The sequence below is a fragment of the Corallibacter vietnamensis genome, assembly GCF_039537875.1.
GTDB classification, from domain to species: domain Bacteria; phylum Bacteroidota; class Bacteroidia; order Flavobacteriales; family Flavobacteriaceae; genus Corallibacter; species Corallibacter vietnamensis.
Window position 1 is genome coordinate 213741 of record NZ_BAABBI010000002.1, and the last position, 25292, is coordinate 239032.

Below are 25292 nucleotides of genomic sequence, written 5' to 3' on the forward strand. Positions count from 1 at the left end.
ATTAAGACACAGCAAAACACTATAAGTCACAAAAAAACCTCTAATTTTTTTAGAGGTTTTTAATTTTTTAAGAATAATGACGTCTTTTATGAAGATGTTGAAACCGCACCTAAAGTATATAGTTGCTCTAGAGTAGGAGATTGACTTCCTCCTGCAGGTTCTAAAGTAATACCAAAGGCTTCAGACTCATTTGCATTATTTATAGTAAATATTTTTGACTCGTTTGTAGTAAAATTATCTACAGTACCTAAACTAGTAGGAGTTAATGGCGATAATTTAAGAGACCAAATTTGATATACTTTTCCATTAGGTGGTGTTGGTAATCCTTGTAAATCAAAGTAAACAACATCACCTTTTTTATCCCAATAAGCTTTTGCGTAAGCTTCAGGATATGCCGTTTGTCCTGCTAGCGGAATAGCAATAATATCTTTGTCTCTTAAAACAGTAATCAATTGTTTGGCATCAGATAATTCGGTGTCAACCTTTTCAAGTTGTATTTCTAAAAGTTCCTTATCTGTTTCAACAGTTTGTATGTCAGATTTTAATGTATTGTTTTGATTTGTTGTCCATAATAACCCACCAGCAAGTATAATAGCAGCAGCCCAACCGCTGTATTTAAACCAGTTAGATTTAGGTTTGTTCATGGTAATTACTTGTCTATTGTTATCTAAACCTAGTTGCTCTTTTACTGCTTTAAATATATGTTGTGTATTGTGTGGTGAAACAGCCGCAGTTAATGATATAACAGCCGCTTCAATTTTTAAAACTTCATCTAGTACATCAGGATGTTTCAACAACACATTGTAAACGTCTTCATATTCTTTTTCAGAAAGTGTTCCAGCTACATATAGCTCTAATATTCCAGATTCTATATATTCTTTTGTATCCATTTATTTTACTTGAAGTATATTTCTTAACTCGTTTATGCAATTTCTATTTCGCGTTTTTATAGTGCCAATGGGCATCTCTAATTTTTCAGAAGCTTCTTTTTGAGTGTATCCTTTAAAATAAAGAAGTTCTATAACGTCTTTACATTTTTTTGCGAGCTTACCTACAAATTTTTTAATACCAATGGCATTGGTTTTTTGGTTAAGGTTTTCGTTGGTCTCTAAAATATCTACGAAAAATTCGGCATCAAGGTTTTTCTTTTTGTTTTTAAAGCTTTTAGAGCGTGTTTTATCTATTGCTGCGTTTCTTGATATATTTAAAATCCAAGTAAAAAAACGTCCTTTTTTGGCAGAATAAGAACTTGAGTTATTCCATGCTTTAATGAATACGTCTTGCATAACTTCTTCAGCAATGGCGTTATCTCTTACTATGTTATATATAACACCGTGTAGGCTTTGACTATACATATTGTATAATGTTTCAAAGGCTTTTTCGTCTTTCTCCTGAAATTTGATTACTAATTCTTCTAATTGCATTGGTTAGTTTTTGTTCTTATGAAAAATAGTGAATATTACCCAATAAAAAAAGCCACTTTAATAAGTGGCTAATAATAAAAATTTGTAAAGCAAGTAATTTAAAAAATTAATTTTTTCTCAAAAAAGTACTAACTTCAATACTTACATCTTCCCATGTTTTACTAATGCCATCGGCTCCTTTGTGTAAATCAAAGCACACTTTATTCAAGGCTTCTAATGCCTCAAGAGCATTCCAGTCTTTTAAATTCATAGTACCAGATAGCTTAACACGTCTTTCATCTGTTATAGATACCTCAAGAGGTAACTCATTAGTTACGCCATTCATTGTTAATAATGCAGTGCATGTATTATTCGTATATTTTATGGTGCCTTTTATAAAATCAGGGTCAATCATAGACCCAAAAAAAGTTTGCGTAATTTTAGTGTCTCTGGTGTTTGTTGGGTCATTTGTAAATAAACTACTAATTGGAATTGAAAACGTTAAATTGTTTAAAGCTTCTTGTGGTGTACTTCCAGATTTTTCATCAAAATCTACAGTTGTGAACTCACCAGCAACACCAACTTTATCTGTTGTTTTGTAAGCAGTCCAACCTATAGATGTTGCTTCAGGTTTTACAACAAATTTTTCAGTTACAGGTAATTCTTGTTTTTCAACTTCTTTAGTTTCTTTTTTATCGTTTTTACAAGAAGTTACAATGCTAATAGCTGTTATACATGCTAATAATACTAGTTTTTTCATATTAAATGATATGGGTTTTTATTTAACCGAAAGTTACGCATTATTTAAGAGAGTTTAAAATTTATAAGGCGCTATATGACAATTATCATGTTTTATTTTTATTGGCTAAAGTACTTTTGATTATTAAAATGTTAGGTATGAATAATTTATTAATAAACAAGTATAATGTTGCTGGGCCTAGATATACTAGTTACCCAACGGTTCCTTATTGGGATGTAGATACATTTTCTTTAAAACAATGGAAATGGTCATTAAAGCAAGCTTTTGATGAGAGTAATGATACTGAAGGAATAAGTATCTATATACACTTACCATTTTGTGAGAGTTTGTGTACGTTTTGTGGTTGCCATAAGCGTATAACAAAAAGACACGAAGTAGAAACGCCCTATATAGCGGCTGTTCTTAAAGAGTGGAAACTATATTGCGATTTATTAGAGGCTAAACCAATAATTAAAGAGTTGCATTTAGGAGGTGGAACACCTACTTTTTTTTCTTCTGAAAATTTAGAATATCTTATTAAAGGTATTTTTAGGTTAGCAAATAAGGCTAGTGATTGTGAAATGAGCTTTGAGGGACATCCTAATAACACAACAAAAGACCATTTAAACACACTTTATAATTTAGGGTTTCGTCGTGTTAGCTTTGGAGTTCAAGATTATAACGAAACGGTTCAAAAAACCATACACCGTGTACAGCCATATGAGAATGTTAAGCATGTAACAGAATTATCCAGAGAAATAGGCTTTACATCTGTAAGTCATGACCTTATTTTTGGGTTGCCTTTTCAAAATGAAAATCACGTACAAAAGACTATAGAAAAAACCAAAATACTTAATCCTGATAGAATTGCTTTTTACAGTTATGCACATGTACCATGGATAAAAGGAAATGGACAGCGAGGCTTTAAAGATGCCGATTTACCAACTCCAGAAAGCAAAAGAGCACAATATGAATTAGGAAAAAAAGCATTGCTTGAGGCAGGTTATTTAGAAATAGGTATGGATCACTTTGCTTTGCCTACAGATGGATTGTATCAAGCAATGATACAGAACACATTGCATAGAAATTTTATGGGTTATACAGCATCAAAAACTAAAGTAATGATTGGGTTAGGTGCTTCATCAATAAGTGATTGTTGGTATGGGTTCTCTCAAAATGTAAAGGGTATTGAGTCATATTACAGTCTTGTAAACGAAGGTGTTATTCCTGTGCAAAAAGGGCATATATTATCTAACGAAGATCTGATTATTAGAAAGCATATTTTAAATTTAATGTGTCATTTTAAAACTGATTGGAAATCGTCTGAAATGTGTTTTAAAGCGTTGCCAAATGTTTTAAAAAGACTAGAAGAGTTAGAGAAAGATGAGCTTATAAAAATTGATGAAAATAGTATAAAAATGACTTCAAAAGGGAAACCATTTGTAAGAAACGTTTGTATGGCTTTTGATTTGTTATTACAAAGAAAACAACCAGAAAAACAATTATTCTCTATGACGGTTTAATAGATGTTAAGAGAACTTTAAAGTTCTTGTTTTTGTTTGCAGTCATTCAATTTTTACGTAACTTAAACTATCGTAATAATACCCATAATTAAATTATAAATTAAATAACAAAACCTCAATCAAAATGAAAAAAATAATAGTGCCAGTAGATTTTTCTGAACACTCAGAGTATGCTTTAGAAGCAGCCGCTTTATTAGTTAAAAAAAACGGTGGAGAAATCTTGGCCTTACATATGTTAGAGCTATCTGATGCTGTATTAACACAAGCTGATTCTGAACAAGATATGAAAGCTGTTTTTTACCTTAAATTGGCAGAAAAAAAGTTTGAAGAGTTTTTAGATAAACCATATTTACAAGATGTAACTGTAACACCAATTGTAAAGCATTTTAAAGTTTTTAGTGAAGTTAATGATGTTGCTTTAGAACATAGTGTTGATATGATTGTAATGGGATCTCATGGAGCCAGCGGATTTTCAGAAATGTTTGTAGGATCTAATACTGAAAAAGTAGTGCGAAATGCAACAGTGCCAGTACTGGTTGTTAAAGATCACTTGCCAAAACAAATGTTTGAGAACGTTGTGTTTGCTTGTGATTTTTCAGAAGAATCTGTAAAAGCTTATATAAATGCAACAGCTTTATTTAATGAGCTAAATCTAGATATACATTTGCTTTATGTTAATGTTCCTGGTGAAAGGTTTAGAAGCTCTGAAGAAATGAGACATAAGGTATCTCAATTCTTACAAACAGCAGATGGTAATTTAGACAATTTAGACAAAGTACGTTATGTGTCTGATTATACTGTTGAAAAAGGCGTATTAAGTTATGCTGCAAATACCAAAACAGATTTAATAGCCGTTTCTACGCATGGGCGTAAAGGAATTGCTCATTTTTTTGAAGGTAGTATTTCTGAAGATTTAGCAAACCACTCAAAGTTTCCTGTTATTACTTTTAAATTATAACAATACCTATCATTTATTATACAATTAGTAAGGGTAATTCTTTACGCTTACTAATTGTTGATTTTGTTACATTTTTTAATGTATTGTTTTTTCGATTTTTGTTATCAATAAACAAACTTATTATATCAATATCATGGATTTGCTTATAAGTTGTAATTGCGCTTTCTAATGAAACATCTTGTATTTGATAATATTTAATGGGTACAATATTATTGTTTTTTAGTACAATTTCATCTTTTTCTTTAAGTGCATGCTTTTCATGCTCAAAAACTCTTATAGCGTGTATGTTTAAGTGATTATTTTTAATTATTGAGTTAAGTTTTTTATAGGAATTATCACTTATAAATTCCTCATCATTTAACACTAAAAGTAAATTTTCAGGCTTTTTATAACGACACTTTTCTGGTATAATCAGCATTGGTCTGTCAATGTTTTTAATAACTTGAATAGTATTAGAACCAAAAAAATGTTCTATTAGGTTTGAAGGACCATTATACCCAGTGACTATTAGCTCTATAGGATACTTGTTGATAATTTGCTTAATAGCGCTTGTGAAATTGTCATAGTCAACAATAGTAGAAAACTCAAAACTTTCAATAGTATTTTGTTTATACAGTTTATCTTTTAAAGTATTTAGATTTGCTTTCTCATCTTTAATTATGGAATTATATAGGTTTTCGTTAGGTTGATACCACAAATCATCTAAAATAAAACTTCCAGATTTATGAACATGAAGTATATGAAAATGACAAGCTTGATTTTTGAAAAAATTTAAAGCATAATTTATAGCGTTATTGGCGGTGTCAGAAAAATCTGTTAATAGTAAGATGTGTCTCATTTTGTTTAAAACAGTTTATGTTATATAAAAACTAGTTTAAGATAATGATTTAATGGCAATTAATATGACCATCTACCATTTCAGTAACCGGAGTAGGTGAAACATAAGGTATGCCAAGCCCTAATCCTCTAGCAATAAAAAGCAAACCTATTATTACAATAAAAACAGGTATGGCTTTTTGTATGCGAAGTTTGACTTTAATATTTAAAAACTTGCCAATATAAATAGCAGTTGTCATTAAAGGTATTGTGCCTAAACCAAAAAGAATCATGTACATACTACTTGCTATTACCGAAGCATTTGCAATAGCGGCAAATACCGCCATATAAACTAACCCACAAGGAAGAAACCCATTTAAAAAACCAATGGTTAAAAATGTGTCTGCCGTTTTCTTTTTTAAAGAAGCGCCAAGTTGTTTTTTTACTTTTGAAATTATATGATAAACGGGTTTAGAAAAGCGATATTTATTTAAAGTTTTGCTAGGTATTATTACAAGAAGAATCATGAGAATACCAATAAGAATAGATAACTGTTGCTGAAATCCAAAAAGATAAAGCCCTTTTCCTATAACTCCAAAGGCAACTCCTATCATAGAGTAAGCAAGTAATCTCCCAATATGATATGTTGTGATTTGAGTGATTTTTTTTAAAGAATTACTTCTGTCTACAGGTAGCATAAAAGCTATTGGTCCGCACATACCAACACAGTGCAAACTTCCTAATAATCCTAATATGAAACCAGACCAAAGCATTTTTTAATAAATTATTTCGTCTTTGAAGAGATATAAATTTCCATTATATTTCCAATCTACTTTAATGTTCCAACGACCATCCAATAAACGTTTGTCAGGTATGAGCAAATGATTTTTAGACAATGAAATAGGAGTTTCAAAATCTAGTTGTTTATTAGATGGTCTGTAAAGGAACACTTTTCCTGAAATTTTTTTTGCATCAAGATTTTCAGGAAATTCTATAATTAGTCCATCTTGATTTTTTGTCCAACTTATATTTTTTGATAAGTCTTTAGCGTTTTTTTGTTTGTTTATATCGTTTTGAAATTCTAGTTCTTGTTTATAATAATCTTCAGTAACTAGATCGTGATTGTATTCTTTGTTGGTACTCATAGTAATAACAAAATAGAGGATAAACCCAATAAACCCAATAAAGGCCAATACAATTCCTGTTCCCCAATTTATCTTCATAGTTTTTTGTTTTTTTAATTATAACTTCTAGGTCCTAAAAAATTTACTTTAGTGCTTTCTATAAACTCACCGTGGCTATATACATCAATAGTGAGTTTTACTTTATCACCTTTCATGTCTTTTTTGTTTATCTCAATAAATAATGTTCCTTCTGCCAAGCCTTGAGAAGGGATAACAAAATCACTCGATGTAGATACAAGTTTTACAACACCTTTGGTATGTCTTAATTTAAAAGTTACATTATCTATACTATGTGTTGTTTTGTTTACCACTTTATAGGTGAATACGTTACTTATTATATTATTTGCTTTATGTTCATATAGTTGCCCAGGTAATCGTAAAATTCTAGCTTCTACATCGTTTCTTAATAAAAGCATACCAGAAAGCACTCCTATTAAAATTGTTAGTACGGCGATATATCCTTTTAACCTTGCTGTAAGTTTAAATGGTGCTTTCTTTTCAATGTTATCTTCGCTGGCATATCTAATTAATCCTTTAGGTAGATTAATGCTTTCCATAATGTGATCACATTCATCTATACAAGCTGTACAGTTTACACATTCTAACTGTGTTCCATTTCTTATGTCAATTCCCGTTGGGCAAACATGTACACATTGTAGGCAGTCTATACAATCACCGTGACCAAGAGCTTTTCTATCTTCGTTTTTTCTGAATTTTTTTCTACCGCTTTCACCTTCTCCGCGCTTATGGTCATAAGCAACTACTATAGATTTGTTATCAAGTAAAACACCTTGAAGTCTGCCATAAGGGCAAGCAATAATGCAAACTTGTTCTCTAAACCAAGCGAAAACAAAATAGAAGACAGCGGTAAAAATTAATAATGGAAATAGAGTTGATAAATGACTAGAAGGCCCTTCTGTAATATACCTTATAAGTTTGTCGCTACCTATGATATAAGCTAGAAACACATTGGCAATTAAAAATGAAATTATTAGAAAAATACTCCATTTCAAGATGCGTTTTTTTATTTTTTCGGCATTCCATTTTTGTTTGTCTAGTTTACGTTGTTTATTTCTATCGCCTTCAATCCAATATTCTATGCGTCTAAAAACCATTTCCATAAAAATAGTTTGAGGGCAAATCCATCCGCAAAATATGCGACCAAAACCAACGGTAAAAAGCGTGATGAAAACTACACCAATTATCATAGAAATAACAATAAGGTGAAAGTCTTGTGGCCAAAAAGGAAATCCAAAAATATTAAAGCGTCTTTCCAGAATATTAAACATTAAAAACTGATTACCATTAACCTTGATAAAAGGAGCAGAGAAGAGAAATGCAAGTAAAATATAACTTACTATTTTACGTTTCTCATAATATCTGCCACTTGGTTTTTTAGGAAAAATCCAAGCGCGTTTACCTTCTTCATTAATGGTACCTATTGAGTCTCTAAATATGTCTTTTTCAGGCGATTTCACGTTGGCATTAACTTATTTGATTGTTACAGAATCTGTCACTTTTGTTGAGTCTTCTACTATTTTATCAGTTGTTATCTCATTATTTTCAGGCCAAATAATATTACCTTCGGCTTCTTTAGGTTCGGCCGGTGTTGTTCCTTGAAATGTTAGGACATAACTAGCTACTTGTGCTATTTCAGAAGGTTTCAAGTTTTGTTTCCATGCAATCATACCTTTACCGTTTCGACCTCCTTCAGAGATGGTTTTGAATACATTTTTAATGCCACCTCCTAATATCCAATGGTTATCAGTTAAGTTTGGACCAATACCGCCGCCACCATCTGCTTTATGGCAGGCAACACAGTTTTCTATAAAGATAGTTTCACCTGCTTTTAGGTCTGATATTTCTGTAAGGACTTCAACTGTATTAAAGTCAACAAGATCTTTTGCAGTTTTTTTGTATTCTTCAATAGCTATTTTGGCTTCGGCATATTCTGTTTCTAACTCGTCATATTGATTATCACCATTGAATACGTGAAATCTAATTAAGTAAATACAAGCAAAAACAATTGAAGCATAAAACCCATATAACCACCATGGCGGTAAAGAGTTGTCTAGCTCGCGAATACCATCATAATTATGATCAAGAATAATTTCATGCTCTTCTTCAATAGGTTTTGAGCCTAGTAGTTTTTTGTAAGTTTTTTCAACCCAAGTAATAAATGTTGGAGTTTGTGTTCTTTTTGCATCATAACGAGCCTTGGCTTCAGCATCTAGGCTTTGGTATAAAACATTATCCATAGCACCAATAATAGCTTCGATAGCAATAAGAATTAAAAGCACTAATAGTAAAAATAAACTAATAAGCGGATACTCAATAAAAGCTGGTTTACCTCCTGAATCTATTAGATATTCTGATAATCCGAAAATAAAGAAGAATACAACAGGTACGCGTATCCATGAAGGAAAAAACTGTCTCATAATTCTATTTGGTTTTTATGGTTGTCTAATGGTAAGTGGCTTACCGTTTTTATGTATTCTTTTTTTGCTGTAGCAACCCACCAAAATAAGACTACAAAAAAGATGAAAAATATGAGTAATGATATAAGTGGGTATATTTCTATGCCAGAAATACTTTCCATGTGGTTTTTTACAAATTTTAGCATGACTTATTGATTTTGTTGTTGCGTGTTACTTAATTGAGCTTCTAACTCGCTTACTTTTACATCGGTTCCTAGACGTTGTAAATAGGCAATTAAAGCTGTTATTTCTCGGTTTCTCATTTCTATAAAGGCAGTTCCTCCAGCTTTTTTATCGGCTTCATAGGTTTGAGCAAAGTCAGGATCTGTGTAAAGGTTTTTTTCAATTTGTGTACCTTGTTCTAGCATTTGGTTTTGAGCATTAGCAATGTCATCTTCAGAATAAGGCACACCTAGCTGAACCATAGCACGCATTTTATCTTCAGTTTTAGATTTGTCTAGCTCATTTTTTACTAACCATTGGTATGCTGGCATGATAGAGCCAGAAGACGTACTTTGTGGGTCATACATATGGTTTAAATGCCAGTTGTCAGAGTATTTGCCACCAACTCGGTGTAAGTCAGGACCAGTTCGTTTACTTCCCCATAAAAATGGATGGTCATATACAAATTCACCAGCTTTTGAATATTCACCATAACGTTCAACTTCACTTCTAAACGGACGTACCATTTGAGAATGGCAACTTACACAACCTTCTCTTATGTAAATATCACGTCCTTCTAATTCTAATGGTGTATAGGGTTTAACACTACTAATTGTTGGTATATTAGATTTTACCATAATGGTAGGAATGATTTGAATAACACCACCAATTAATATTGTAATGGTTGCCAAAATGGTTAACTGTACCGGTTTGCGCTCTAGCCATGTATGGAAACCTTCACCAGCAATACGTCTTTTTGAAACACGTTTAAGAGCTGGAGCTTCAGCTAATTCGTCAGTTACAGCGCTACCTTTTTTCATAGTAGCAATGATGTTATAAGCAAGGATAAACATTCCGAAAATGTATAGCGAACCACCTATAGCACGCATCCAGTACATAGGGATGATTTCAGAAACAGTCTCTAGAAAATTTCCATAAACCAATGTTCCGTCAGGATTAAATTGTTTCCACATACTAGCTTGAACAAAACCAGCTACATACATTGGTAATGCATACATGATAATACCTAATGTTCCAATCCAGAAATGAGCATTTGCTAATTTTTTTGAATAAAGTTCGGTTTTAAATAACCTAGGTATTAACCAATAAATCATTCCAAATGCTAAAAAGCCATTCCAAGCTAGTGCACCAACATGTACGTGAGCAATAACCCAGTCTGTAAAGTGAGCAATAGCATTTACATTTTTAAGTGAAAGCATTGGGCCCTCAAAAGTTGCCATACCATAACCAGTAATGGCTACAACCATAAATTTTAAAACAGGGTCTGTACGTACTTTATCCCAAGCGCCACGAAGTGTTAGAAGTCCGTTTATCATACCGCCCCAAGAAGGCATAAGTAGCATAACTGAAAAGGCAACACCTAAATTTTGAGCCCATTCAGGTAACGCAGTATATAATAAATGATGAGGTCCAGCCCAGATGTATATAAATATTAATGACCAAAAGTGTACTATTGAAAGTCTGTAAGAATAAATAGGTCTATCAGCCGCTTTAGGAACAAAATAATACATTAGTCCTAAAAAAGGTGTTGTTAAGAAAAATGCAACAGCATTATGACCATACCACCATTGTACAAGAGCATCTTGAACGCCTGCATAAACCGAGTAACTTTTAAAAGCACTCACAGGAAGTTCTAAACTGTTGAATATATGAAGTACAGCTACAGTAACAAAAGTACCTAGGTAGAACCAAATAGCGACATACATATGGCGTTGGCGACGTCTTAATATTGTGCCAATTAAGTTCCAGCCAAATGCTACCCAAACAACAGCAATAGCAATATCAAAAGGCCATTCAAGTTCAGCATACTCTTTTGATGTTGTTATTCCTAATGGTAATGTGATAGCAGCGCCAACAATAATAAGTTGCCAGCCCCAAAAATTTATGTTACTTAAGGCATCACTAAACATTCTTGCTTTTAAAAGTCTTTGTGATGAATAATAAACACCAGCAAAAATGGCATTACCAACAAAGGCAAAAATAACAGCGTTTGTGTGTAATGGTCTTAATCGGCCAAAACTTAACCAAGGAATTCCATCGGTTAAATTTGGAAACAAGAACATAAAGGCTAGGAGCAAGCCTACAAGCATTCCTACAACACCCCAAACCATAGTGGCTAGTAAGAATTTTTTAACAATCTTGTTGTCGTAATAAAATTGTTGTACTTCCATAATAATTAATTAGTCTTATTGGTTTTTATAGTTGATTTTGTTTTTTCTTTTACTAATTCATCTTCAAAAAGCATTCTTACAGATGGCGTATAATCATCGTCATATTGACCGTTTTTTACTGCCAAAATGAAGGCTACGAAAAAAATTATAGCAACGATGATGCTAATAGTTAATAGTATATATATAACACTCATACCTAATTGAAGTTATAGTTCAAAATTACCACGATGAGGTTTCTTAAAACATGATTTTTATCATGTTTGAGCATTTTTTGTATCATAATTTCCTGTTTAAAAAATTTGTAGATATTGTTGTGAAAACCACAATACTAATGGAACTTAAAGGCATTAAAATAGCAGCTATAACAGGAGAGAGTTGTCCGGTAACAGCAAAGTAAAGGCCAATGATGTTGTATATGAATGACAAGACAAAACTCCACTTAATAATTTTTAAAGCACTTTTTGAAGCTTTTATGAAAAGATGTAGTTTATTAAGTTTTGAAGCATCAAGAATGGCGTCACAAGCAGGAGAGAACACATTAATGTTTTCTGAAATAGCAATACCAACATTGCTTTGAGCTAATGCTCCAGCATCGTTTAATCCGTCACCAACCATTAAAATTTTAGCGCCTTCAGTTTGGTGATATTTTATATATTCTAACTTATCGTTTGGCTTTTGATTAAATATTAGTTTGGTTTTTGAAGGTAAAAGTTTTTTTAAGTTCTCATATTCACCTTCATTATCACCAGAGAGAATAACCAAATCAAAATCTTTTTTTAGTTGGTTAAAGAGTTTAGATAACCCTTTTCTATAGCTATTGTAAAAAATATATTTTCCTTTGTAATTATTGTTAGTACTTATATGTACAGTTGTGTTAAGCGCGGTGGTTTCGTTGATACCTACAAATTTTGCCGATCCAATTTTAATATGATCAGCATGATGAGATGCCTCAATGCCTTTGCCAATATGCTCTTCAAAATGATTTAAAGTAATTATATTATGCTCATTAAGGATGTTGTACAGTGAGCGACTTAAGGGATGATTTGAGCCTCTCAAGGTGTTTTTTAGTAACGCTTCTTCGTTGATTGAAAGCATATCGCCATCATAAGTAACAGTACTTTTTTTATTTGAGGTAATGGTGCCTGTTTTATCAAATATTATGGTGTTTATAGATGCTAGTTGCTCTATAACAGAGGCGTTTTTTACGTAAAATTTAAACTTACCAAACAACCTTAAAAGGTTACCAAAAGTAAAAGGAGCTGATAGCGCAATAGCACAAGGACAAGCAATTATAAGAACAGCAGTAAAAACATTGAGCGCTTTTGAAGCATCTGTAACCAACCAATAAGCTGTAGATACAAATGCTATGGTTAAAACAAAAATTGTAAACCGTTTGCTTATTGTATTGGTTATGTTTGTAAAGGAATCTTCTTTTTTCTTATTAAAAACATCATTGCTCCAAAGTTGTGTAAGATAACTTTGCTCAACAGATTTTAAAGCTTCCATTTCAATAACACCAGAGGTTTGCTTACCTCCAGCAAATACTTTATCACCAGATTTTTTGCTTATTGTTTCAGACTCTCCTGTAACAAAGCTATAATCTATTCGGGCTTTGCCATTTATTAAAATACCATCAACAGGAATTAGTTCTTCATTTCTAATAAGTAAACGATCACCTTTTTTTATATCATAAATTTGAATAGGTGTCTCTTCAGAGTTTTCAATTTTTGTTATGGCAATTGGAAAGTATGATTTATAATCGCGTTCAAAAGATAAAAAGGCATAGGTTTTTTGTTGAAAAAACTTTCCCAAAAGAAGAAAGAAGACTAGACCTGTTAAACTATCAAAAAAGCCAGATCCTAAATCAAAAAGAATATCGGAGGTGCTTCTTAAAAATAAAACAATAATACCTAGCGCAATAGGAACATCAATGTTAAGTAAGCCAGATTTTAAACCTTTATATGCCGATACAAAATAATCTTGAGCGGCATAAAAAACAACCGGTAAAGAAAAGGAAAACATCAACCATCTAAATAGCGGTTTATATTGTTCAAGCCAGAATTCATTAACTTCAAAATACTCTGGAAATGATAAAAACATAACATTACCAAAGGCAAAACCAGCAATCCCTAATTTATAAATAAGCTGTCTGTTTACTTTGTTTTTGCCAGTATCGTAATCTTCTAGAGATATATAAGGCTCGTAACCTATTCGACTTAAAAGTAAGACCAATTCTTTTAGTGAAAAATCACTTGTATGGTATGTAACTCTTACTGTTTTCTTACCAAAATTTACTTGAGAAGCGGTAATGTGAGAAGAAAGCTTGTTAAGGTTTTCTAATATCCATATACAAGAACTACAATGTATATGAGGAATGCTTAAGGTTACAATTTGTGTTTTATTATCATTAAACTCTGTGAGTTTTTCAATAATATTTTCTTGTTTTAAAAACTCATACTTGCCTTCTATTACTTTAGGCGTAGCACCAGGTGCTTGCTGTAAGTCATAGTAGCAGGTTAAATCATTTTCAGAAAAAATTTCGTAGACTGTTTTACAGCCATTGCAACAAAAGTCTTTGTTGTGATAAACTATATGATCTGTTTTACACAAATCACCACAGTGGAAACAATGCGTTTGTTCCATAATTATTTGCTCATTTATACCTGTAACAAAGGTTACATATTGAGCCAATAAAAAATATGATATTTGTCATGTTTTAAGTATTTTTACAAAACACGAAAACAAGGTATGAGTAAGTGTGAACAATGTATAGTAAGGCAGTTTAATTCTCTTAAGGCATTAACTAAAGATGAGTTAATACGCATTTCTGGGTGTAAAACATCAAAGCATATAAAAAAAGGAGAACTTATCTTTGAAGAAGGTGATACTCTAAATGGTGTTTTTTGCATTAAGGATGGTATTTGCAAATTATCTAAATTAAGTGCTAATGGTAGAGACCAGATAGTAAAACTTGTTGTAAAAGGAGATTTATTAGGTCAACGTTCATTACTAGGAGATGAATCTGCAAATTTAAGTGCCGTTGCATTAAACGATATGGAAGTTTGTTTTATTCCTAAAGCAGAAATAATTACAGATTTACAGAAGAATAGTAATTTTTCTATGGATGTTTTACAGCAAATGGCTCATGATTTAAAATCATCAGACGATGTTATAGTAAACATGGCTCAAAAGTCTGTTAAACAACGTTTGGCAGAAACATTACTATATATTTATAATAACTTTGGTGTTGATGCAGAAGGCGCTTTGAATGTTATTTTATCTCGTGAGGATTATGCCAATATTGTTGGGACAGCAACAGAATCTGCCATAAGAATCTTATCGCAATTTAAAAAAGAAAATCTTATAGCAACAAAGGGAAAGCAAATTATAATAAAAGACATAAAAGGGCTACAGCATATTGAGTAATTACCAGCTACCTCTAGACTTTATATTGGCCTCACACAACTTTATTATTTCTATAATCCTTTTTTCTCTAGTAGCTATTCTTTTAGCTTGGTTTAACCAGTATAAATATCCTTTTCTATAAGAAGGCGCAAAGTTTTTGTAGTTTTTTAAAGCATTTGGGTTTTTATTAAAAGCACTTTGTAAATCCTCTGGGATAACACCATTTTCTACATCATCTAATGCAGACCAACTACCATTGTCTTTAGCTATTTCAATGGTTTTAAAACCACTTTCGTGCATTAAACTATTGATGGTGAGTTCTTCAATATGTTTTTTATTTACTGCGCTCCAAACACTTTTAGGATTTCTAGGTGTAAAATATTGTCGGCGTTTACCATTTCCAAGACTTTTTACTGTTGCGTCTATCCAGCCATAACATAAGGCTACTTTAACAGCTTCTTCCCACCGCATACTTTCTTTCTTGTGGTCTACTTTATAAAAGATTAAGTAAACACCTTTTGAGGTAGCATGGTTTTCATGTAACCACGAGCGCCAGTCTGTATCAGTTTTAAAATAGAGTTCAGGTGAATTTGTCAATGTGATTTTTTAGATTTTTAAAAACCCTTTAGGAACTTCAAAAAGCGTACTGTCTTCTTCTATAAAAGTAATATTTTTTAGCGTAGCTTCACCAATTTGCTTGGTCAAACCTAAATTTTCTTTCCATTCCCAAAATGTCCATTTTCTGGCAATTGGAATATTTTTTACAGAAGCAAAATCTTCATATTTAATAGCATGCGGATCTGCTTCAGCTTCTTCAATTGTTTTTCCGCTTGTAACAATATAGGCTGCAGCTTCTATAAGGTTAGAGTTTTTATTAGCATAGACTACATACCAATCATCAGGAGCATCTCCAGTATTGGCTTCAAATGTTAATTTTTGTGCGTTGTATTTGCCTCCATCTAACTCGCTGTTAGTATATGAGTGCCAAACCGTTCCTTCATCACTTAACTTATATGGAAATAAAAAGAAGTAATTCCAAGTGTAAGCATTAAAACGAACTCTTTGTGTATTTGTTATTGATGGCGAATAGTAAACTTGATTATGGCTATAAATAATCACATCACCATTGCTTAACTCTAATTTTCCTTTTGATGAATCCGTAGCAAAAGACGCACTTCCATTTAAAATTTCGTTGCCTTCAAATAGGATTGATATCTGAAATTGAACAACCGACTCTTTTAAAAATGCTGTTTTTTTGTGAGAGGTTTCAATGCTAGTAACAAAGCTATTGGTTGTGTTTTTTTCTGATATTTCTGTTTTCTGAGAGGCTTTTTTGTTAGTCGTTTCTTTACAAGCGGTACTACATAATAGTAAACAAGTTAGCATAAAGATGTGTTTCATAATAAGGTGTTTTATTATATAAAGATATTTAGTCAAGGTTTTCTAAAAACCTATCATAGTCAGCTATATTTTTTTTGCTTCTATATAAAAATCAGGGTCTATTTTAATCGTATTTCCTTTGATAGTTGTTGTTTTCCAATCAGGTATAGGAAACAGCCATTGTTCTTTGTCATCAATAACGACTTGAACTGGCATATCAAAATTATCAACAATGTTTACCCATCGGTATTTTAAAGTATTGTTTTTTATTTCATATTCTAATGTTGGAATTTTTGTAGTACGTAGGTATTGATTAAAAAACGCGGTTAAGTCAATGCCAGATTGTTTACTAATGTAATCTTCAATTTGCTCTGTAGTTACTGTTTGGTGGTAAAATGTTTTGTTTAATCCACGTAAAATTTGACGCCACTTTTCGTCATCTTCAATTAGCTGACGTAAGGTATGTAGCATATTAGCACCTTTGTAATACATATCACCAGAACCTTCATTGTTTACATTGTAATGTCCTATAATAGGCTTGTCATTACTTATAGATGCTCTGGTTCCTATTACGTATTCTGCTGAAGCTTTTTTTCCGTAATAATAATCTAAAAAGAGATTTTCAGAATATGCCGTAAAGCTTTCGTGAATCCACATATCGGCAATGTCTTTATTGGTAATGTTGTTAGCAAACCATTCATGTCCTGCTTCATGAATTATAATGAAATCAAATTTTAATCCCCAACCAGTTCTTGACAAATCACTACCTAAATAGCCTTTTTTGTATTGATTTCCGTAGGTTACAGAGCTTTGATGTTCCATACCTAAATAAGGAACTTCAACAAGTTTAAAGCTGTCTTCATAAAAAGGGTAAGGTCCAAACCAGTGTTCAAAAGCTTCCATCATTTTAGGCGCATCTTTAAAGTGTTCTTTTGCCAAATCTAAATTATCTCGAAGCACGTAATAATCCATGTCTAAAGGGCCTTTTTCTCCTTTATACATTTCAGAAAAGTTTACATAATCTCCAATATTTACGTTTACGCCATAATTGTTTATGGGGTTTTTTACAGTCCAATTAAAGGTGGTGGTTTTTTTGTTTTCTTTTATGCTTTTTAATCGACCGTTTGACACATCAGTTAGTCCTTTAGGAACAGTAACACTAATATCCATACTGTCTACTTCATCATACATATGGTCTTTACAAGGCCACCAAACACTAGCGCCTAAACCTTGGCAAGAAGTTGCAATAAAGTCTTTCCCATTTTTATCTTTTTTCCAAGAGAATCCGCCATCCCAAGGTGCTCTGACAGCTTCTCTCGGTTTACCAGAATACGTGACTTCTATAGTATTTACGCTATTTATTTCTTGATTGTCTTGCAATGTTATAAAATGTGCATTACCATCATGTTTTACGTTTAGAGTTTTACCATTTTGGGTTACTTGTTCAATTTTCATTGGTTCTTGTAAATCTATTTGTAAAACTTGATACGGTTTTAAAACACGATATTTAATGGTGTTCTTTCCTGCTATTGTTTTAGTTTCAGGGAATACTTCAATATCTAAATGGTAATAAGTTAAATCCCACCATTCGCGTTCTGGAGTGATTGAGCCTCGTAAAGTATCTTGATGAGTGAAATTTTCTTTATCAGAAAGTAAGCCTTGAGCATTAGATATTAATGCAATAAAAAAGCAAAAAGTAAAGAGTACCTTTGAAAACTTCATAATGATTGATGATTTAAAATATGTTTATTAGTTTGTAAATTTACTTAATAATTTAATGCCAAATATTTCAGATTAAATAAAACAATAATTTGTTTTACTCAATTAATAGTAACGTACCAAAAATGTTTGCGTTAACATATCCTTGATTTTTATCTTTACCAGGAATAAAAATAGAGCCTATAAAGTTTTCACGCTCTTTGCTAGAATCGTTGTCACAATAAGCCATAGCAAACCCTATTTTCTTATTTGCCTTTAAATTTTTTGGGGTGTTTTGTTGTCCATCAATGAAGGTGTCATCAAATAGTTTAATTTTCATTTCCCAAAGAGAAATGTTTCCCACTGTTGTTCGTTTTGAGATAACATGATCGTTATAAAGCGTAGGTATTTCACCTGGTGCAATATCAACAACATTACCATCTAAAGCCACGTGATAGGCAAAGGCATTATGGTTGTATTGATGTTCTCCGCCGCTATTATCTTCGTCTATAAAAACTTCAACACAATCATCGTTCCACCATAGTTTTAAAGGGTCTGAATATTGATCATAAAGCGTGTCATCATAAACTTCTACTAATGCGTAAAGAGCATCATCTTTCCAAGTTAGTTTGTAGCGTCCATTAAAATCTGTAGAGTCATAAGGTTGTCCTAACCATAATTGATCTATATTAAACCAAGGTTCTGTTTGCCAAATAACTTCATCAGCATGTCCGTCAATAGTAATAAAATCAGTTGTTTTATTTACTAAAATAAGTTGTGTTTCCTTTTTGGGTTCAAAAGTTATGGTTGGTTCTTTTGTGTTTTTGCAAGCAGTTAATATTATCAAGAAAAAGAGTAGGGAGAAGTTAATCTTCATTTGTTGAATTTTAAGCTCCAAATTTACATAAAAAAGCCGCTTCAATTACTTGAAACGGCTTTTCACTTCTAACTAAACTTAAATTAACCTAAAAACAGTATTTGTTTTCAGCCTTTATTTTTTCAGCGATTTCGTGTCTTAAGTCTACGATATCCGGATAGTTTTGATATTTAGTAAAACGCTTAAGTCCCATTAACATCATACGTTGCTCATCACCTTCAGCAAAAGAAATAATGCTTTCTTTTCCTTTTTTCTCTATAGTTTCTACAGCGTGATATAAGTATAATTTAGACATAGCTATTTGAGCAGATTGAGACTCTTCTCCAAATCGTTTTGCGTTTTTCTCTGTACGTAAGATTGCAGATTCTGCCATGTAGATTTCAATTAAAATATCTGCAGCAGCAACTAATAATTGTTGATGTTCTTCTAAATCTGGTCCAAATTTTTGTACTGCAGCACCAGCAACCATCAAGAAGGTTTTCTTAAGTTTTGCAATCATTTCTTTTTCTTCAGAAAAAAGCTCAGAATAATCTGGTGTATCAAAAGAAGGAATACCCATTAATTCTTCTTGAACTTTCATTGCAGGACCTAATAAGTCTACATGACCTTTCATTGCTTTTTTAACTAACATACCTACAGAAAGCATACGGTTAATTTCGTTTGTTCCTTCGTAGATACGAGCAATACGAGCATCTCTCCAAGCAGCTTCCATTGGAGTTTCTTCAGAGAATCCCATACCTCCAAAAATTTGGATACCTTCGTCTGCACAATTTTGTACGTCTTCAGATACTGCTACTTTTAAGATAGAACACTCGATAGCATATTCTTCTACACCTTTAAGTTCTGCTTCTTGATGTGTATTTCCTGCTTCAACACGTAAAGCAATACGGTCTTCGATATTTTTTGAAGCTCTGTAAGTTGCAGATTCACCAACATAAGTGTTAGTTGCCATTTCGGCTAACTTAATTTTTATTGCACCAAAGTCTGCAATTGGTGTTTTAAATTGTTTACGCTCGTTAGCATATTGAACAGCTGTAGTTGTGATACGTCTTTGCGAATCTAAACAAGCAGCAGCTAATTTGATACGACCAACGTTTAAGGCATTCATTGCTATTTTAAAACCTTCACCACGACCTGCTAACATATTTTCTACAGGAACTTCAGTATCATTAAAGAATACTTGACGTGTAGAACTTGCACGGATACCTAATTTATGTTCTTCTTCACCTAAAGTAATTCCGTTAGGATTATTTTTATCATATTCTACAATAAAACCAGTAATGTTTTTGTCATCTTCAATTCTAGCAAAAACAATCATTAAGTTACAGAAACCAGCGTTAGAAATCCACATTTTCTGTCCGTTGATTTTGTATGTTTTACCATCTGCAGAAAGCTCTGCAGTAGTTTTACCAGAATTTGCATCAGATCCAGCACCAGGTTCTGTTAAACAATACGCACCAAACCATTCACCAGAAGCTAATTTTGGTACATACTTTTGTTTTTGTTCTTCTGTACCATAAAGTGTAATTGGCATAGTACCAATACCTGTATGCGCACCAAAAGCAGTACTAAAAGATCCAGTACCAGAAGAAATATAGTCACAAGTTAACACTGTTGATACGAAGCCCATTCCCATTCCGCCATAAGCTTCAGGAACAGCAACGCTTAAAAAGCCCATATCACCAGCTTTACGCATTACTTCTTCTGTTAAAGCATAATCTTTAGCTTCAAAACGAGGTTTGTTAGGTATAATTTCACGGTCATTAAACTCGATAACCGAGTCTTTCATCATTTGTTGTTCTTCTGAAAAATCTTCAGGTGTGAAAATATCTTCACAATTTGTTTCTTTTACTAAGAATTGACCGCCACGTAGGATGTCTTTTTCAGTTTCTGCCATATTTTTATAAGATTAAGAGATTCAAGATTCAAGATCCAAGACTTATAAAACAAGTCTAGATTGAAATCCCGAAATCATTTTTTGTATTTGTTTTATTTGTTGTTCTAATTCTAAAAATTTTTCTTCTGTAATATAGTTTTCATTGAAAGCTACATTTAATTGTGTTTCCCATTCGAAAGCAGAACCTAAGCTGTTTTCTAAATAAATATTGAAATGCTTATCAGAGCTTTTGCTTGAACCTTCTGAAATATTTGAAGGAATAGAAACTGCACTTCGATTCATTTGACTCATTAATCCATAAGTTTCAAATTTTGGGAACGTTCTAGTAATTTTATAAGATTCAGAAACTATTTTCATGCTTTCATTCCAAATTTTTAATTTTTTAAAATTATGCATATTTACCTCTTGTTTCTTGATTCTTAAAATCTTGTCTCTAGTTTAAAAATTCAAAAATTCCACAAGCGCCTTGACCAGTACCAACGCACATGGTTACAGCTCCATATTTGCCTTTCATGTCACGTTTACGCATTTCGTCAAATAATTGTACTGAAAGTTTTGCACCTGTACATCCTAATGGATGCCCTAATGCTATTGCACCACCATTAACATTAATAATGTCTGGATTTAAATCTAACTCTCTAATTACAGCTAATGATTGAGATGCAAAAGCTTCGTTAAGTTCAATTAATCCTAAATCAGATTGTTTTAATCCTGCTTGTTCTAATGCTTTTGGAATAGCTTTAACTGGTCCAATTCCCATAATTCTTGGTTCTACACCAGCAGCTGCATAATTTACTAGTCTTGCTACAGGTTCAAGATTTAATTCTTTAACCATATCTTCACTCATAACCATAACAAATGCAGCACCATCACTCATTTGAGACGAGTTACCAGCGGTCACACTTCCGTTAGCAGCAAATACTGGTCGTAATTTTGCTAAAGCTTCTACATTAGTTCCTTTTCTAGGACCTTCATCTTTTGTTACAGTGTATGTTTTAGTTGCTTTTTTACCGTTTTCATCTAAATAAATTTGCTCTACATCTATAGGAACAATTTGATCTTGAAAACGATCTTCTGCTAAAGCTTTTAAAGCTTTCATATGTGAATTGTAAGCAAACTCATCTTGATCTTCTCTAGATACTTTAAATTGGTTAGCAACTGCTTCTGCAGTATTACCCATTCCCCAATAATAATCTTCGTGACCATCTTTTACAGTATCGTAATTTAGTTCTGGTTTAAAACCTGTCATTGGTACGCTACTCATACTTTCTGATCCACCAGCAATAATACAATCTGCCATTCCTGCTTGGATTTTTGCAGTTGCAATACCGATAGTTTCTATTCCTGAAGAACAAAAACGGTTTACCGTTACACCAGGAACATCTACACTGTTTAATCCGATTAATGAGATAAAACGTGCCATGTTTAAACCTTGTGATCCTTCTGGCATTGCGTTACCAACTATAACGTCGTCAATACGTTTTACGTCTAGATTTGGTAGTTCTTTCATTATGTGCTGAATCACTTCTGCACCTAACTCGTCTGCTCTTTTAAAACGGAACACGCCTCGTGGTGCTTTACCAACTGCTGTTCTGTATGCTTTTACTATATATGCTTGTTTCATTTTTCTTTTGATTTTTAGAGCCAAGAATCAAGAATCAAGATGTCTTGTTTCTTGCATCTTGTTTCTTTTTTCTAATTTCTAAGTGGTTTTCCAGTCTTCAACATATGCTGAATTCTTTCTAATGTTTTTCTTTCAGTACAAAGCGATAAAAATGCTTCGCGTTCTAGATCTAATAAATATTGCTCACTTACTTTAGTTGGTTCTGATAAATCACCACCAGCCATTACGTAAGCTAATTTGTTAGCTATTTTTTGATCGTGTTCACTAATGTAGTGGCTTGCTTCCATAGAGTCTGTTCCTACCAAGAACATACCTAATGCTTGTTTACCAAGTACTTTAATGTCTTTGCGTTTTACAGGTTGCGTGTAGCCTTGATTTGCCATTAATTTAGCGTGTGCTTTAGCTGTAGCAATTTGTCTGTCTTTATTAACAACAACGATATCTTTTCCTTTTTGTAAAACACCTAAATCAAAAGCTTCATAAGCTGAAGTTGATACTTTTGCCATACCGATAGTTAAGAAATACTCTTGCAATGTATTTAACTCAACATCACCTTTTTTGAAAGTATCTTGCGCTCTTAAAGCCATTTCTTTAGATCCGCCACCACCTGGAATTACACCAACTCCAAATTCAACTAATCCCATGTAAGTTTCTGCAGCAGCAACAACTTTATCTGCGTGAAGTGATAATTCACATCCGCCACCAAGTGTCATACCATGAGGTGCAGAAATAGTAGGAATAGACGAGTAGCGCATGCGCATCATCGTGTCTTGGAAGTATTTGATCGCCATATTAAGCTCGTCATACTCTTGTTCTGCAGCCATCATAAAAATCATTCCGATGTTTGCACCAACAGAGAAGTTTGCTCCTTGGTTACCAACCACTAAACCAGCAAAATCTTTTTCAGCTAAGTCTATTGCTTTATTTAAACCAGCTAGTACGTCGCCACCAATAGTGTTCATTTTAGATTGGAATTCAACATTTAAAATTCCGTCACCTAAATCTTCAACAACTACACCAGAGTTTTTAAATACCTCGTTAGATTTTCTGATGTTATCTAATATGATGAAACTATCTTGTCCTGGTACTTTTTCTTGTGCTTTCTTATCAATATCGTAGAAATAAGTAGCTCCATCTTTTACTGTGTAAAATGAGGTGTTACCAGAAGCAACCATATCATTTACCCAAGCTGCAGGTGTTTTCCCTTCAGCTTTCATGATTTCAAGACCTTTTTCTACACCAATTGCATCCCAAATTTGGAAAGGACCATGTTCCCAACCAAATCCAGCTTTCATAGCATCATCTATCTTATATAATTCGTCTGAAATTTCAGGAATACGATGTGATACGTAAGCAAACATTGCTGCAAAGTTTTTGCGATAAAACTCGCCAGCTTTATCTTTTCCTTTTACTAAAATTGGAAAACGATCGATGACTTTATCTACAGTTTTTGTTAATTCAAGCGTAGGGAAAGAGGCTCTTTTTTTAGAACGATAGTCTAATGTATCTAAGTCTAATGATAAAATTTCACTTTTACCATCGTCTGTTTTAACTTTTTTATAAAATCCTTGACCAGTTTTACTTCCTAACCATTTGTTTTCCATCATGGTATTGATGAAATCTGGTAATTTGAAAAGCTCATGTGCTTCGTCATTAGGACAGTTGTCGTAAATTCCGTTAGCAACATGCACTAAAGTGTCTAATCCAACAACATCTACCGTACGGAAAGTTGCCGATTTTGGACGTCCAATAACAGGACCCGTTAATTTATCAACTTCTTCAACAGTCAATCCTAATTCTTTTACTTGATGAAATAAGGATTGAATACCAAAAATACCAATACGGTTACCAATAAAAGCAGGTGTATCTTTAGCGATTACAGATGTTTTTCCTAAAAATTGTTCGCCATATCCGTTTAAGAAATCTAAAACGTCTTGAGATGTTTTAGGTCCAGGAATTACTTCGAATAATTTTAAGTAACGTGCTGGATTAAAGAAGTGCGTTCCGCAAAAATGCTTTTGGAAATCTTCGCTGCGTCCTTCACTCATAAACTTAATAGGAATACCAGATGTATTTGATGTAATTAAAGTACCTGGTGTACGGTGTTGTTCTAGTTTTTCAAATACTTGTTTTTTAATGTCAAGTCTTTCTACAACGACTTCCATAATCCAATCTACATCTGCCACTTTTGCTATATCATCTTCAAGATTACCAGTAGTAATTCTGTTAGCAAAATCTTTGTGATAGATTGGTGATGGTTTAGATTTTAACGATGCGGCTAATGCAGTGTTTACAATGCGGTTTCTTACGACCTTATCTTCTAAGGTTAATCCTTTAGCTTTTTCGGCATCGTTTAATTCTCTTGGTACAATGTCTAATAATAAGACTTCTACACCAATATTGGCAAAATGACAAGCAATACCGCTTCCCATAATTCCTGATCCAATAATGGCTACTTTTTTGATTCTACGTTTACTCATGTCTATTTTAGGATATTATCTTTTTGATTGTATATTTTCTTGTTTGAAATTAGTTCATTAATGACTTCGGCTACTTCATAAAAGCTTTGAAGCTTCTCTAATGGGATGTGTTTTTTTATGGCATCATTAAAGGTTAATACCTTTTCTCTAGAGTAAGCTCTCTTTTCTCTACCAAAATCTGTAAGGTGTATTAAAACACCTCTGCCATCTTCAGGGTTAGGTTTACGCTCAATTAAACCTCTTGTTTCCATAGTTTTTAGTATTCTGGAAAGGCTTGTTGCTTCCATACCCATTTTAGGGCCTAATGAAGTAGAAGGTGTTCCTTTTTCAGGGTCAATACTTAATAGCGTAAAACCTGTTGCCATAGTACTATCAAACTTGGCAGCTTCTTCATTATACATTTTGTTTACAGCTAACCAAGTGGTTCGCAAAACATAATCAATAGTTTTATCTTTCATTTAAAATATTTTCATTGAT

Annotated in this window: 24 protein-coding genes; 3 read left to right on the forward strand and 21 right to left on the reverse strand. The window is 32.7% G+C overall.

What is annotated here, in order from left to right:
• Positions 1–86: 86 nt before the first annotated feature.
• The 3 genes from ABD690_RS09415 to ABD690_RS09425 all read right to left on the reverse strand — a co-directional run bounded on the left by ABD690_RS09415 (position 87) and on the right by ABD690_RS09425 (position 2163).
• A complete protein-coding gene (locus ABD690_RS09415; protein ID WP_344729779.1) occupies positions 87–890 on the reverse strand; it encodes an anti-sigma factor in 804 nt (267 codons plus the stop codon).
• Positions 891–1424, reverse strand: coding sequence for an RNA polymerase sigma factor (locus ABD690_RS09420; protein WP_344729781.1), 534 nt, complete (start codon positions 1422–1424; stop codon positions 891–893). It lies immediately after the preceding gene.
• Between the two features lie 106 nt (positions 1425–1530).
• Complete coding sequence (locus ABD690_RS09425; RefSeq protein WP_344729783.1) at positions 1531–2163, reverse strand: YceI family protein; 633 nt, start codon at positions 2161–2163, stop codon at positions 1531–1533.
• Positions 2164–2300: 137 nt separating this feature from the next.
• Here ABD690_RS09425 and hemN point away from each other — a divergent pair, with 137 nt between their 5' ends.
• On the forward strand, positions 2301–3665 hold the full coding sequence (hemN, locus tag ABD690_RS09430) for an oxygen-independent coproporphyrinogen III oxidase (protein WP_344729785.1): 1365 nt from the start codon (positions 2301–2303) through the stop codon (positions 3663–3665).
• Between the two features lie 124 nt (positions 3666–3789).
• A complete protein-coding gene (locus tag ABD690_RS09435; RefSeq protein ID WP_344729787.1) occupies positions 3790–4623 on the forward strand; it encodes a universal stress protein in 834 nt (277 codons plus the stop codon).
• 16 nt (positions 4624–4639) lie between these two features.
• Here ABD690_RS09435 and ABD690_RS09440 read toward each other — a convergent pair whose 3' ends face one another.
• From ABD690_RS09440 to ABD690_RS09480, 9 genes are all read right to left on the reverse strand, one after another.
• Positions 4640–5461 (reverse strand): universal stress protein, encoded by an 822-nt coding sequence (locus tag ABD690_RS09440; RefSeq protein WP_344729789.1) that lies wholly within the window; start codon positions 5459–5461, stop codon positions 4640–4642.
• A gap of 49 nt (positions 5462–5510) precedes the next feature.
• The gene (locus tag ABD690_RS09445) at positions 5511–6212 is read right to left on the reverse strand and encodes a sulfite exporter TauE/SafE family protein (RefSeq protein ID WP_344729792.1); all 702 of its coding nucleotides are present in this window, start codon (positions 6210–6212) and stop codon (positions 5511–5513) included.
• Between the two features lie 3 nt (positions 6213–6215).
• Positions 6216–6662: a FixH family protein gene (locus ABD690_RS09450; protein WP_344729794.1), complete on the reverse strand. Its 447-nt coding sequence runs from the start codon at positions 6660–6662 to the stop codon at positions 6216–6218.
• Between the two features lie 14 nt (positions 6663–6676).
• On the reverse strand, positions 6677–8101 hold the full coding sequence (gene ccoG / locus ABD690_RS09455; protein WP_344729796.1) for a cytochrome c oxidase accessory protein CcoG: 1425 nt from the start codon (positions 8099–8101) through the stop codon (positions 6677–6679).
• Between the two features lie 12 nt (positions 8102–8113).
• On the reverse strand, positions 8114–9061 hold the full coding sequence (locus ABD690_RS09460) for a cbb3-type cytochrome c oxidase N-terminal domain-containing protein (protein WP_344729798.1): 948 nt from the start codon (positions 9059–9061) through the stop codon (positions 8114–8116).
• A complete protein-coding gene (locus tag ABD690_RS09465; protein WP_344729800.1) occupies positions 9058–9246 on the reverse strand; it encodes a CcoQ/FixQ family Cbb3-type cytochrome c oxidase assembly chaperone in 189 nt (62 codons plus the stop codon). Before ABD690_RS09465 ends, ABD690_RS09460 begins: the two co-directional genes overlap by 4 nt.
• A 3-nt stretch (positions 9247–9249) precedes the next feature.
• Entirely contained in the window at positions 9250–11454 is a 2205-nt protein-coding gene (ccoN, locus tag ABD690_RS09470; protein ID WP_344729802.1) for a cytochrome-c oxidase, cbb3-type subunit I, read from the reverse strand.
• A 5-nt stretch (positions 11455–11459) separates the two neighbouring features.
• Positions 11460–11648, reverse strand: a complete 189-nt coding sequence (gene ccoS / locus ABD690_RS09475; RefSeq protein ID WP_344729804.1) for a cbb3-type cytochrome oxidase assembly protein CcoS — start codon at positions 11646–11648, stop codon at positions 11460–11462.
• Positions 11649–11730: 82 nt separating this feature from the next.
• Positions 11731–14097 carry a heavy metal translocating P-type ATPase gene (locus tag ABD690_RS09480; protein ID WP_344729806.1) on the reverse strand — a complete coding sequence of 789 codons (2367 nt, stop codon included), beginning with the start codon at positions 14095–14097 and terminating at the stop codon, positions 11731–11733.
• 105 nt (positions 14098–14202) lie between these two features.
• Between ABD690_RS09480 and ABD690_RS09485 the strand changes: the two genes are divergently transcribed.
• A complete protein-coding gene (locus ABD690_RS09485; protein WP_344729808.1) occupies positions 14203–14880 on the forward strand; it encodes a Crp/Fnr family transcriptional regulator in 678 nt (225 codons plus the stop codon).
• Here ABD690_RS09485 and ABD690_RS09490 read toward each other — a convergent pair whose 3' ends face one another.
• From ABD690_RS09490 to ABD690_RS09530, 9 genes are all read right to left on the reverse strand, one after another.
• Positions 14881–15456: a YdeI/OmpD-associated family protein gene (locus tag ABD690_RS09490; RefSeq protein WP_344729810.1), complete on the reverse strand. Its 576-nt coding sequence runs from the start codon at positions 15454–15456 to the stop codon at positions 14881–14883.
• A 9-nt stretch (positions 15457–15465) separates the two neighbouring features.
• Positions 15466–16260, reverse strand: coding sequence for a hypothetical protein (locus tag ABD690_RS09495; RefSeq protein WP_344729812.1), 795 nt, complete (start codon positions 16258–16260; stop codon positions 15466–15468).
• A 63-nt stretch (positions 16261–16323) separates the two neighbouring features.
• Positions 16324–17961, reverse strand: coding sequence for a M1 family metallopeptidase (locus ABD690_RS09500; RefSeq protein WP_344729814.1), 1638 nt, complete (start codon positions 17959–17961; stop codon positions 16324–16326).
• A 94-nt stretch (positions 17962–18055) separates the two neighbouring features.
• Positions 18056–18814, reverse strand: a complete 759-nt coding sequence (locus tag ABD690_RS09505) for a sugar-binding protein (RefSeq protein WP_344729817.1) — start codon at positions 18812–18814, stop codon at positions 18056–18058.
• Positions 18815–18902: 88 nt separating this feature from the next.
• Positions 18903–20711 (reverse strand): acyl-CoA dehydrogenase family protein, encoded by a 1809-nt coding sequence (locus ABD690_RS09510; RefSeq protein WP_344729819.1) that lies wholly within the window; start codon positions 20709–20711, stop codon positions 18903–18905.
• A 42-nt stretch (positions 20712–20753) separates the two neighbouring features.
• A complete protein-coding gene (locus tag ABD690_RS09515) occupies positions 20754–21107 on the reverse strand; it encodes a four helix bundle protein (RefSeq protein WP_344729821.1) in 354 nt (117 codons plus the stop codon).
• 37 nt (positions 21108–21144) lie between these two features.
• Positions 21145–22335: an acetyl-CoA C-acyltransferase gene (locus ABD690_RS09520; RefSeq protein WP_344729823.1), complete on the reverse strand. Its 1191-nt coding sequence runs from the start codon at positions 22333–22335 to the stop codon at positions 21145–21147.
• Between the two features lie 71 nt (positions 22336–22406).
• Positions 22407–24815, reverse strand: coding sequence for a 3-hydroxyacyl-CoA dehydrogenase/enoyl-CoA hydratase family protein (locus ABD690_RS09525; RefSeq protein ID WP_344729825.1), 2409 nt, complete (start codon positions 24813–24815; stop codon positions 22407–22409).
• A gap of 2 nt (positions 24816–24817) precedes the next feature.
• A complete protein-coding gene (locus ABD690_RS09530; protein ID WP_344729827.1) occupies positions 24818–25273 on the reverse strand; it encodes a MarR family winged helix-turn-helix transcriptional regulator in 456 nt (151 codons plus the stop codon).
• Between the last annotated feature and the right edge of the window lie 19 nt (positions 25274–25292).

What these genes read in the sequence shown, in the direction of transcription:
- ABD690_RS09460 (WP_344729798.1), bottom strand. Translation starts at nt 9,061, where the DNA reads ATGAGACAGTTTTTTCCTTCATGGATACGCGTACCTGTTGTATTCTTC.
- ABD690_RS09450 (WP_344729794.1), bottom strand. Translation starts at nt 6,662, where the DNA reads ATGAAGATAAATTGGGGAACAGGAATTGTATTGGCCTTTATTGGGTTT.
- ABD690_RS09505 (WP_344729817.1), bottom strand. Translation starts at nt 18,814, where the DNA reads ATGAAGATTAACTTCTCCCTACTCTTTTTCTTGATAATATTAACTGCT.
- ccoS (WP_344729804.1), bottom strand. Translation starts at nt 11,648, where the DNA reads ATGAGTGTTATATATATACTATTAACTATTAGCATCATCGTTGCTATA.
- ABD690_RS09510 (WP_344729819.1), bottom strand. Translation starts at nt 20,711, where the DNA reads ATGGCAGAAACTGAAAAAGACATCCTACGTGGCGGTCAATTCTTAGTA.
- ABD690_RS09440 (WP_344729789.1), bottom strand. Translation starts at nt 5,461, where the DNA reads ATGAGACACATCTTACTATTAACAGATTTTTCTGACACCGCCAATAAC.
- ABD690_RS09480 (WP_344729806.1), bottom strand. Translation starts at nt 14,097, where the DNA reads ATGGAACAAACGCATTGTTTCCACTGTGGTGATTTGTGTAAAACAGAT.
- ABD690_RS09420 (WP_344729781.1), bottom strand. Translation starts at nt 1,424, where the DNA reads ATGCAATTAGAAGAATTAGTAATCAAATTTCAGGAGAAAGACGAAAAA.
- ABD690_RS09520 (WP_344729823.1), bottom strand. Translation starts at nt 22,335, where the DNA reads ATGAAACAAGCATATATAGTAAAAGCATACAGAACAGCAGTTGGTAAA.
- ABD690_RS09415 (WP_344729779.1), bottom strand. Translation starts at nt 890, where the DNA reads ATGGATACAAAAGAATATATAGAATCTGGAATATTAGAGCTATATGTA.
- ABD690_RS09530 (WP_344729827.1), bottom strand. Translation starts at nt 25,273, where the DNA reads ATGAAAGATAAAACTATTGATTATGTTTTGCGAACCACTTGGTTAGCT.
- hemN (WP_344729785.1), top strand. Translation starts at nt 2,301, where the DNA reads ATGAATAATTTATTAATAAACAAGTATAATGTTGCTGGGCCTAGATAT.
- ABD690_RS09465 (WP_344729800.1), bottom strand. Translation starts at nt 9,246, where the DNA reads ATGCTAAAATTTGTAAAAAACCACATGGAAAGTATTTCTGGCATAGAA.
- ABD690_RS09425 (WP_344729783.1), bottom strand. Translation starts at nt 2,163, where the DNA reads ATGAAAAAACTAGTATTATTAGCATGTATAACAGCTATTAGCATTGTA.
- ABD690_RS09435 (WP_344729787.1), top strand. Translation starts at nt 3,790, where the DNA reads ATGAAAAAAATAATAGTGCCAGTAGATTTTTCTGAACACTCAGAGTAT.
- ABD690_RS09515 (WP_344729821.1), bottom strand. Translation starts at nt 21,107, where the DNA reads ATGCATAATTTTAAAAAATTAAAAATTTGGAATGAAAGCATGAAAATA.
- ABD690_RS09525 (WP_344729825.1), bottom strand. Translation starts at nt 24,815, where the DNA reads ATGAGTAAACGTAGAATCAAAAAAGTAGCCATTATTGGATCAGGAATT.
- ABD690_RS09445 (WP_344729792.1), bottom strand. Translation starts at nt 6,212, where the DNA reads ATGCTTTGGTCTGGTTTCATATTAGGATTATTAGGAAGTTTGCACTGT.
- ABD690_RS09485 (WP_344729808.1), top strand. Translation starts at nt 14,203, where the DNA reads ATGAGTAAGTGTGAACAATGTATAGTAAGGCAGTTTAATTCTCTTAAG.
- ABD690_RS09500 (WP_344729814.1), bottom strand. Translation starts at nt 17,961, where the DNA reads ATGAAGTTTTCAAAGGTACTCTTTACTTTTTGCTTTTTTATTGCATTA.
- ABD690_RS09495 (WP_344729812.1), bottom strand. Translation starts at nt 16,260, where the DNA reads ATGAAACACATCTTTATGCTAACTTGTTTACTATTATGTAGTACCGCT.
- ccoN (WP_344729802.1), bottom strand. Translation starts at nt 11,454, where the DNA reads ATGGAAGTACAACAATTTTATTACGACAACAAGATTGTTAAAAAATTC.